Annotated in this window: 13 protein-coding genes; 9 read left to right on the top strand and 4 right to left on the bottom strand. The window is 45.5% G+C overall.

Going from position 1 to position 9560, the window contains the following annotated elements:
* Nucleotides 1-36 precede the first annotated feature (36 nt).
* From DY78_RS10720 to DY78_RS10690, 7 genes are all read left to right on the top strand, one after another.
* Nucleotides 37-1392, top strand: coding sequence for an aldehyde dehydrogenase family protein (locus DY78_RS10720; protein WP_029779207.1), 1356 nt, complete (start codon nt 37-39; stop codon nt 1390-1392).
* 138 nt (nt 1393-1530) lie between these two features.
* The gene (locus DY78_RS10715; RefSeq protein ID WP_024626349.1) at nt 1531-2043 is read left to right on the top strand and encodes a hypothetical protein; all 513 of its coding nucleotides are present in this window, start codon (nt 1531-1533) and stop codon (nt 2041-2043) included.
* Between the two features lie 10 nt (nt 2044-2053).
* Entirely contained in the window at nt 2054-2581 is a 528-nt protein-coding gene (locus tag DY78_RS10710; protein WP_024626348.1) for a hypothetical protein, read from the top strand.
* Nucleotides 2582-2597: 16 nt separating this feature from the next.
* Nucleotides 2598-3137 (top strand): hypothetical protein, encoded by a 540-nt coding sequence (locus DY78_RS10705; RefSeq protein ID WP_024626347.1) that lies wholly within the window; start codon nt 2598-2600, stop codon nt 3135-3137.
* A 12-nt stretch (nt 3138-3149) separates the two neighbouring features.
* Nucleotides 3150-3677: a hypothetical protein gene (locus DY78_RS10700; RefSeq protein WP_024626346.1), complete on the top strand. Its 528-nt coding sequence runs from the start codon at nt 3150-3152 to the stop codon at nt 3675-3677.
* A gap of 127 nt (nt 3678-3804) precedes the next feature.
* The gene (locus DY78_RS10695; protein ID WP_024626345.1) at nt 3805-4281 is read left to right on the top strand and encodes a flavodoxin; all 477 of its coding nucleotides are present in this window, start codon (nt 3805-3807) and stop codon (nt 4279-4281) included.
* 79 nt (nt 4282-4360) lie between these two features.
* Complete coding sequence (locus DY78_RS10690; RefSeq protein WP_024626344.1) at nt 4361-4552, top strand: hypothetical protein; 192 nt, start codon at nt 4361-4363, stop codon at nt 4550-4552.
* A 77-nt stretch (nt 4553-4629) separates the two neighbouring features.
* Here the strand turns inward: DY78_RS10690 and yaaA are convergent, their stop codons facing one another.
* A complete protein-coding gene (gene yaaA / locus DY78_RS10685) occupies nt 4630-5373 on the bottom strand; it encodes a peroxide stress protein YaaA (protein ID WP_024626343.1) in 744 nt (247 codons plus the stop codon).
* An 84-nt stretch (nt 5374-5457) separates the two neighbouring features.
* Here yaaA and pepI point away from each other — a divergent pair, with 84 nt between their 5' ends.
* Complete coding sequence (gene pepI, locus DY78_RS10680; RefSeq protein WP_024626342.1) at nt 5458-6342, top strand: proline iminopeptidase; 885 nt, start codon at nt 5458-5460, stop codon at nt 6340-6342.
* Here the strand turns inward: pepI and DY78_RS10675 are convergent.
* Nucleotides 6339-6860, bottom strand: a complete 522-nt coding sequence (locus tag DY78_RS10675; protein WP_029779205.1) for a VOC family protein — start codon at nt 6858-6860, stop codon at nt 6339-6341. The genes pepI and DY78_RS10675 overlap by 4 nt on opposite strands.
* Before the next feature lie 202 nt (nt 6861-7062).
* Here DY78_RS10675 and DY78_RS10670 point away from each other — a divergent pair, with 202 nt between their 5' ends.
* Nucleotides 7063-7965, top strand: coding sequence for a LysR family transcriptional regulator (locus DY78_RS10670; protein ID WP_024626340.1), 903 nt, complete (start codon nt 7063-7065; stop codon nt 7963-7965).
* A 9-nt stretch (nt 7966-7974) separates the two neighbouring features.
* Here DY78_RS10670 and DY78_RS10665 read toward each other — a convergent pair whose 3' ends face one another.
* Both DY78_RS10665 and DY78_RS10660 read right to left on the bottom strand, forming a co-directional pair.
* On the bottom strand, nt 7975-8508 hold the full coding sequence (locus tag DY78_RS10665; protein ID WP_024626339.1) for an LbetaH domain-containing protein: 534 nt from the start codon (nt 8506-8508) through the stop codon (nt 7975-7977).
* Entirely contained in the window at nt 8508-9422 is a 915-nt protein-coding gene (locus DY78_RS10660) for a zinc-binding dehydrogenase (protein ID WP_024626338.1), read from the bottom strand. Before DY78_RS10660 ends, DY78_RS10665 begins: the two co-directional genes overlap by 1 nt.
* Nucleotides 9423-9560 lie beyond the last annotated feature (138 nt).

Below are 9560 nucleotides of genomic sequence, written 5' to 3'. Positions count from 1 at the left end.
AAGCTGATCTTTTTTGTCCGAACAGCGTTCGGATTAATTTTACAATCTACCAATAATCAAGTTTTGAAGCAATACGATAACATTTCAGATGCGGACCTGGAACAGGCGATTGCAGCAGCCCATGACTTATATCAACAGTGGCGCGGTGAACCAGCCACGACCCGGCAAGCAACTTTGCACAAGATTGCTGATTTAATGCGGACTGAAAAAACGGCGTTAGCGACGGTCGTGACCCACGAAATGGGGAAACTCATTAGTGAAGCTGAAGCGGAAGTTGACTTGTGTGCGGATATTGCCGACTATTTTGCCGATAATGCACCGACCTTTTTGAAGTCCACGCCATTAACAACGGGTATCGGCGATGCTTATTATCAAAAACAAGCGCTCGGGGTCTTGTTCATGGTGGAACCATGGAACTTCCCATATTATCAAATCATGCGGGTCTTTGCGCCGAACTTTATGATCGGGAATCCAATGTTACTCAAACATGCGTCCAATACACCCAGTAGCGCTGAAACGTTTGTCGACATTGTCCGGCGCGCGGGCGCCCCGGCGGCTAGTTTGACAAACTTATTTGCCAGTTACGGTCAAGTCAGCCAAGCGATTGCTGATCCGCGCGTCGTGGGTGTGGCGTTGACTGGTTCGGAACGCGGTGGCGCATCGGTTGCCAAAAGTGCCGGTGAAAACTTAAAGAAGTCGACACTGGAACTGGGTGGTAACGATCCGTTCATCATTTTAGAAGATGCCGATATGGCTAAAGTTAAAGCGGTGGCGCCATCCGCGCGGTTATCCAACGCTGGTCAAATCTGTGCCGCGTCAAAACGGTTTATCGTGATGGCCGATAAGTATGATGAATTCTTGGCAATGCTCAAAGAAGCTTTTGCAGCAGTTAAACCGGGTGACCCAATGGACCGTGCGACGACCTTAGCGCCGCTATCTTCCGCGGACGCTAAAAAGACACTGCAAGCGCGGGTCGATGCCGCCGTTCAAGCAGGGGCGAAAGTTTATTATGGTAATGAACCGGTCGAGTTACCGGGGCAATTTTTCCAACCAACGATTTTAACGGATATTAGTCGCGATAATCCTGCTTATAACCAAGAGTTATTTGGACCCGTTGCTTCAGTCTACAAAGTTAATTCGGTAGCCGAAGCGATTGCATTGGCGAATGATTCAAGCTACGGTCTTGGCAGTGTGATCTTCTCGGAAGACCGCGAACAGGCAGATGCAGTCGCCCAACAACTTGAAACCGGGATGACTTTCATCAACCGGGCGTGGGCGACGTTGCCGGAATTGCCATTCGGTGGCGTTAAAAACTCCGGTTATGGCCGTGAATTGTACGAATTGGGCTTTAACGCGTTTGTGAATGAGCACTTAGTCGTGAGCGCAAAATAATTAAATGATTACTGATGACGTTGGTTGAGGTGACTCAGTTAACGTCATTTTTTTGATAATTAAGGGCGTTATCTAAAAAGGATAGTGTTTTTATTTTGAAACGCGTAAACTGAATGAGAACGGGGATGGGGGTGCGCGATGAAAGCAATTATAAAGTATGAACATAAACCTAAAAAGAAAGTCTCGATTGTTAAAATTTTTCGTGAGATGTATGACTTAACTTATGATGAAGTTGTCGAAATGTGTAATAACCGCATGGGCGGAATTTCTCCGGATGATTCGTTTGAAAAATATTTAAAAATATATGTTCGTCCGGTGTTATTTAAGCTGCCCGAAATTCGGGATAGTGATGCGTGGGAAGCAATTGATTCGTGGCATGAAGGTAGTGAGATTGAATTAAGTCCAATGTCTGATAGGCGGTTATTAATTGAAACAAATTGTGTGGCCGAAAACATTTTTCAGACACGGGCCTATGCTATCTTTGCTGTTCGAATATTAAAACTATTTGACGGTGTTATTAGCGAAAATGAAGGTCTATCATGGCAAACGCGGTCAGAATTTAAAGATAAGTATCAACCAATTTTGACTTTATCACGCAAACAAGCAATTAAGTTGTCAGCGTTCGAGCTTATCAACTTTGCTGAAGAGTAGGTGATTCAAAATGCAAGCAATTTTGCAATTCGAAAAAAAACGGACACATCTTTCTTCGATTGAACTGTTACGTAAAATGTGGCAACTGACGCCAGATGAGCCAATCGAATTTAGCCATTCAGGCTGGGATGAGAGTTTAAATGTGTCACATAGTTGGAGTTTTGAACTGTACACACCGGATTATGAACGTGCTGAACCCAATGCTGGTTGGGAAGCACTCGAAAATGTGTACAGTGGAGTTGGTATGGAACCGTTCAAGCGGTGTGATTGGTTGTGGCTTAGAACGACGAACAAAGCGGAGCCGTTAGTGATTGTATATGCATATGTGGTCATGGTTAACACGTTAATGGAACAGTTACCTAGCGTTATTAGTTTGGATAACGGGAAAACTTGGATTGATCGGGATACTTTCATGGCACCTTATGAGTCGATTTTAACTTTGAGCCGGGCCGAAATTTTCAGAATTACGGCGCTGGAGACACTAAGTATTACGACTGATGATGAGCCTGAACCAACTTTGGAGCCGTTGCGGTGGTAAAGAAGGGAGTGATGATATGGACGCGTTAATCAGAATGAAAGATTACTCCCCAATGAAACTATCATTATCAAAGTTAGTTGCTCAGATGTGGCAATTAACGGCCGAGGAAGTAGCGCTTTCGTTAGCGGAAACTTGGGATGAGACCGAGCTGAATGAACACTACACATTTGATGTAACGCCTGCATTGTTTAAATTTAAAGATATAAAAGACAATCCAATTTGGCAAAACTTTCCAGGAGAGCGCGAATATAATAGTATCTCTATGGGACCGTTGCAGCGTTATCGGCGGTTGTATGTAACGACTGAAAATGATGCTGAAACTTTGATGCAGACGCGAGCTTGCGCAGTGTTGATAATTAAAGTTGCACAAGCAACTCACGGTAAAATCAGTGAAGATCATGGTGAGTCATGGCAAACAATTGTTGAATTTCAACATAAATATCAAGCACTGATTGCGGCCTCAAGATATGATGTGCAGCGGTTTAGTGCAATTGAGGGAACGACACTCGGATTTGATTCTACGAGTTCGTCATTGGCAAAATATTTATTGTATTAGGGGGAAGAATTTATGCGAGCAATTATTAAATATAAACACCGTTTTAAAACTAAATTATCTTGGGAAAAGCTAGCTATGGCAATGTGGCAGCTTGGTGAAGATGAACCGGTTGCTGTTAACCATACTGGTGATGATCAAGAATTAAATGACCAATTTACTATCGCGTTAGGGCTACGTTATTGGGGGTACGATAAAAAATGGCATGATTTGCCAATTAAACGTATTGGCGAAATGATTACCGTACAACCATTTAAAAAGAAAAAGCGTATTTTGATTTCTACGCCGTATCGTGATGAATTGATGATTACAAGTCGTGCTTTCTATGTACTAGTTAGTGAAATTGCAACGGCATTAGATGGTGAAATATCACAAGAAGCTTCTTGTGACGATAAAATCGGGACTGAATGGATAACGCCGGATAGTTTTGATGAAAAATACAAACGAGTAGTTGATTTATCTCGTCAGGATGTCAAACAAGTTAGTTTTTTAGAGAGTATCGCGTTGCCAACGATTGATGAAAAACGGACTAAAGGAGTTTAATATGTATCTGGACGTATGAGTGAAATCGCTGATACGTCTTTTTTTACAAAAAAATCAATTTAGCGTTGCCTTCAAGTAACTGTAACCGAGTATGATAAGCATGAAATCAACAGGGGAGCGAATTTTTATGGCAAACAAAACGTTAGTAGTTTATTATTCATGGTCCGCAACGACGGCGACAATGGCCGAACTCGTCAAAAATGTTACTCAGTCTGAGATGGTGGATTTGACGGTGGCTGATGAGGTTTTTCCGAGTGATATGTATGCCACGGCTGATATCGCCAAGCAACAACTGGCGACTGGGCAGTTACCGGCATTAACGACGACTCTACCGGATTTATCCCAGTATGACACGATTTATGTTGGCGGTCCCGTTTGGGGTGGTCAAGTGGCCACGCCGGTTGCGACGTTCTTAAGTCAATTAGGGCCATTTAACGGTGCCCTCGTCCCATTTTATACCGATGCCGGGACGCCGGGCGCTTATGAGGCTGATTTTAAGCGGCAAGTGGCTGCTACAATAACGGTTAAACCGGGACTAGGGCTGACTGCGCGGCAGTTACAGACCGTTACCCAAGCTACACAAACGATTCAAGCCTGGGCGTGATAAAATTTATTGAATTAAACATCAAGCTCTAGTGTTAATTGATATAATAAGATATCAAAATTGGACAGGGGGAAGTCACATGGCTGTATCACCAGCGCAACGCCGAGCTATTGAGAAATATGATGCTAATAATCCTGAAAAAACGCGTCATCGGAAAGGGAAGTCCGCTGCTAAGAGTTTTATTCGCAATCGAGCGACTTTAGAAGATTTAGCGGAAATAAAAGCGCTAATCGCAACTAAAGAAGCGGAGTTAAACGACGCTCAAGACTAGGATGAGTTTTGACTTGTCTAAGTTCTGGTCAGAAAGCTGAACAAAGCCAAAAAAGCCAACCGATTTTTGGTTGGCTTTTAATGTTGGATAAAAACAATCTTTTGCTCAGTAGACTCCTCAGCGGCGTAACGGTAATGGGGATGGTCAAATTCCCGGACACCCGCTAAAGTTGTAATCTGGTGTTCGGCTAAATACCGGACCATTTCACCACGGGCCATCTTAGCGAGCGTGGCCTTGGTTTTGAGGCGACCATCGACTTCGGTTGCAAAGACGATGTCGATCATGGCTTGTTGTGGCGCTAAGTAAGGGCGGATGGCCTTGGCATATTCTTGCGATGCTAAGTTGATGATGGGTTCAGCAGTGGTCGTTACCGCGTGATAAGGTTGGTCACCCCAAAAGTCGTAGAGATTGTGCGCACCCGGCATGGTCAGTTTGGACTGCATTTCTAAGCGATACGGTACGACGCCATCAAACGGGCGCAGACAGCCATAAAATCCAGATAGAATTCGTAAATTGTCTTGGATATAAGCTAAGCCGGCGTCAGTGAATAAGTCGGGCGCCATATATTGATACTGAATGCCGCTATAACTTAAAATAGCCGGTGTTAATTGGTGGTGTAAATCCATTTTTTGTAGCCAGTCATAATTAGGTTGGGCGAGCTTATCACTGCAGTGCCATAATTGTTTTAATTCAGCGTAATTAAAAGTGCGTAAGCGTGCTAAAAGGTTGGTCGTTTGGTCGAGTAAAACGGGTAAGGCCTGATAGTTGAAGGTATCGACATCCACGACCATTTTTTTAGCCGGCGCAATAATAATTTTCATAGTGGACCTCCAGTTTTAGTTGAAATCTTAACTCCTAGCGTAGCATACTTAAGAGAGTTAAGACGGGTTAAAGGAGCGTGTGTGATGCAAGTAACAACCGGATATATTCCTTTTAAAAATTATCAAACTTATTATCGCATTGTCGGGGACCTCAAGAGTGGGGTAACGCCACTCTTGCTATTACACGGTGGTCCGGGGTCAACGCATAATTATTTTGAAGCTTTTGATGTGCTGGCGGAACAAACGGGGCGGCCCATCGTCATGTATGATCAACTCGGTTGTGGGTTGTCATCCATACCAACGGATACGCAAGCCTACTGTGCCGCCACGTGGGTCGCGGAGTTACAAAATCTGCGTGATTATTTAGGGCTAACGAAGGTTCATTTACTCGGGCAGTCGTGGGGCGGGATGCTTGCCATCATTTATTTATGTGACTATGCCCCACAAGGTATTCAGAGTTTAATCTTGGCTAGTACGCTATCGTCCGCGCAATTATGGGCGCAAGAACAACATCGACTCATCAAATTCATGCCGGCCAATGAACAAGCGGCAATTGCCCAGGCGGAAGCGACAGGGAACTTCACCGACCAAGCCTATTTAGCGGCCAACGCCCACTTTATGACTTTGCATGCCAGTGGCCCAGTAACGGCAGCGTCACCAGCCTATTTACGACGCCCTAAAGTTAGTGGGACTGTCGCTTATGCAACGGCCTGGGGACCGAATGAATACTGTCCAACCGGCAATTTAGCTGATTATGACTATACGGTCAAGTTGGCCGAATTAACTGTCCCGACCTTGGTCACGAGTGGTACGAATGACCTGTGTACGCCGTTAATTGCGAAAACGATGGTCGATCAACTCAAAAATGCCGACTGGACATTGTTTGCGGCGAGTCGGCATATGGCGTTTATTGATGAAGCCACCGCTTATCAGCAACGACTACAATCCTGGTTAGGCGCTCACGATTAGACGCGCCATTTTTGTTGGTCCGTTGCTGCTAAATACGGTTGTGGTGACGGATACGAAATGAGCTCGATTGAGGCGCCCCAGGGTGCTTTACAATAACAAAATTGATTGCCCGCCCCAGCTTCGACACCGCTTAATGGAATCGGGTCCGCATTGCGTCGGCCGCCCGCTTGTTCGACTTGCTGAACGGCAGTGGCCATGTCGTCGACGTAAAAGGCGACATGTTGCCAGCCTAAGTCGGAAGGGACACTGGCCGCGCGTTGGTCGGGGCCGACGAATTCAAATAGCTCGATTCCCGGGCCATTGGGCAGACTGAGCATCCGAATCGCGACTTCTCCCATTGAAGCCGGGATACCTAGGCGTTGCTGGGTGAAGGCGTTATCGCGAATGGGTTGGCGTTTAGTGTACGTATCATATAAAATAGTGGCGTCAAAAGCGTCGATAAAAAATTGGCTGGCAGTTTCGATACTTGGTACCGTCAAGCCAACGTGATCGATACCATGGATATTTGGTTGTGACATAGTTTCATTCCCTTTCAGCTTTATTTTAATGAAAATTGGTGGTTTTCAAAGCTGGTTGGATGATGGATTGAAATTCGTTGGTGTATCAACGATTATCGCCACTTGCCTTTTAAATATTTTTAATGAAAATTGGAATTTATAATTTTTACATTCATTTTTCAAATCTAATCAATAGTTTTTAACTATTAGAAAGGCTCGTTACATGAATACGAAGCAGTTACAATATTTTCAGACGATTATGCAAGTCGGTAGTTTTCAGCGTGCCAGTTCAATTTTGGGTGTCGCCGAACCAACGATAAGTAATGGCATTAAGGCTTTGGAACAAAAACTGGGCGTGACGCTGTTTGACCGGCAAAAGCGCCAAATTCAACCGACCGCCGCCGCCCAGTCCTACTATTATTACGTGAATCAAGCACTGACCGCCTTTGAAAATGGGCAACGACAAGTGCAGTCAATTCCTAGCGCGACCACGATTAAAGTTGGCTTCTTTTATTCGCTCGGGGCGTATTTTTTGCCGGCCTTAATGCGCGAGTTTTGGCGGCAATATCCGGATGACCAAGTGACTTTTAGCCAGAAAAATTCATTGGCCTTGCATGCGGACTTGGAGCGGCAAGCGTGTGACGTGGTATTGTGTGCCTTTCCCCAAAACAAACACCCGCGGATGGCGTATGTGCCAATTTTAGAACAAGAATTTGTCGTGGCTGTTGGGCAAGCCAATCCGTTGGCGCAGCGGCACCGGGTCAGTATCGATGAGTTTGGGGAACAATCGTTGATTACGTTTCCGGCGGCTAGTGATGTCCGCAATTACATTGATAATATTTTATTGCGCCATCAAGTGACGCCACGGCGAATTTTGGAATTTGAAGAAGACCGGACAATCTTAGGTTTCGTGGCGCAAAATTTAGGATATGCGATTTTACCACGAACAGAAGTGACCGACTTTCCAGGGATTACGCAATTGCAATTAACCGAAGCGTTACCACCGCAATATATTTATTTGGGCTTTCGCAATGATCAAGTCGATACTGTTGGGCTGCATCACTTTATCACGTTTACCAAACAGTACTGTTCAACGCACTATCAACAATTGCATCGTCGTGTTTAAAAAAATCGGTCATTCGGCCGATTTTTTAGTATAACGATCGATGACCGCTTGTCCGGCGGCTTGTAAGTCACTGAAATCAGGCATCGGATCGTGATAAATTAAGTCATACTGCGGGTCACGCGGCTTGAATTGATTAACGCCATACGCCACTTGATTAGCAGGGACATCTTTGGTAATAATGGCACCAGCGCCAATGACGGTATTATCTCCAATAATAATGGGTCCCAAGACTTTCGCACCGTCCGCAATGATGACGTTTTGGCCGATAACGGGATTTCCGAGCTGCTCCCATTGTTGCGTCTGTAAATTAAATTTCTGATTTGCGCCAACAGTGACATTTTGAAAAATTACGACGCCGGCACAAATTTTGGCGGCCGCAATCGTACAGCCCCGGCCGTGATGGGCGAACTGCACACTCGGGTCGATTTCAAATGCTTGGACTTCGCAATTGAAGTCACGTTCTAAAGCATTGGCGGCCGCTTGTCGTTCAGCGGGAGTAGTGGCGAAACAGTTTTGGTGTAATAAGGTATTAAAGTTGGTCATTAATAACTTCCTTTCGTTTTGGTGACCAGAACGCGGCCACGGCTATGGTGATCTTGGGCATAATGTTGAGCGGCTTTGACCGCTGTAAACGGGAAGGTGCGATCCAGGGGGACTTGTAAGCGACCAGTGGCCACCGCCTGAATGAAAGTCCGCATTTGTACGGGGTTAAAATCTTCGTGGACGAATTCAAAGGGAACGGTGGTTGGAAAGTTTTGCAAGGCAATTGAAACGATTTTTTCAGGCTGGCAGCGACTGATGAGTTCTTGTAGTAACCCGGATGCCCCGGCGATGTCGATAATTAAGGTCGTACCAGTCAAATGTGGTAACTCCGCCAACGTATAGGCCGGCGTGTGCGGTTGGACTTGTTGAAAATAGGCCCGACTGGCAGGACTAACGATTGGATAGATGTGACGGTCGCTAGTCGGGAGTAGTTGTTGTAAAAACAGGCCGATGACGGCATTAGCGCCGGTAATGACCACGTTGTCCGTTGGATTAGCTAAAATGGCGGCCCGTAAGACTGTGGCTGTACCAGGTCCGGCAGTTAAGGCTGCCGCATCCGCATCGCTGACCGTGGCTGGCAAGGGAAATAACCAGTCAGGATTAGTGGAGATAATCGTTTCAGCGTAGGATCCGTTGGGATGCATGACTAAGGCGCGTTGGTGACATAGGTGGGCGTCGCGTTGTGTACCAACAGCGGTAATTTCGCCGACACCACCAACACCAATGATTCGCGGCAGGATGGCGAGTTGTTCAGCGGTTGCGTCTGGTTGGCTTTCACGATGCCAGTCACTAGGGACGACAGGCCAGGTCGTCATGGCTAATTGGACGCCGTTAGCCGGCAGTTTTGGCGTCGGTTGTTCGCGGTAAGTTAGACTATCGATACCGTTAAAATCAGTTTGGGTAACAGTTAGCAAATTTGATCTCCTTTAATTTATTGTTTCTGTGTCAACAATAATATCGCCATTTTGTTTCCAAGTCAACAAAAAACACAAAATAAAAAGAGGCTGTGACATAAGTCTCTAAATTTAAAGCTGGTGAAGTGAAATCTTCGG

The sequence above is a fragment of the Lactiplantibacillus fabifermentans DSM 21115 genome, from assembly GCF_000498955.2.
Classification (GTDB): Bacteria; Bacillota; Bacilli; order Lactobacillales; family Lactobacillaceae; genus Lactiplantibacillus; species Lactiplantibacillus fabifermentans.
This window is presented reverse-complemented; position numbering and strand designations above follow the sequence as displayed.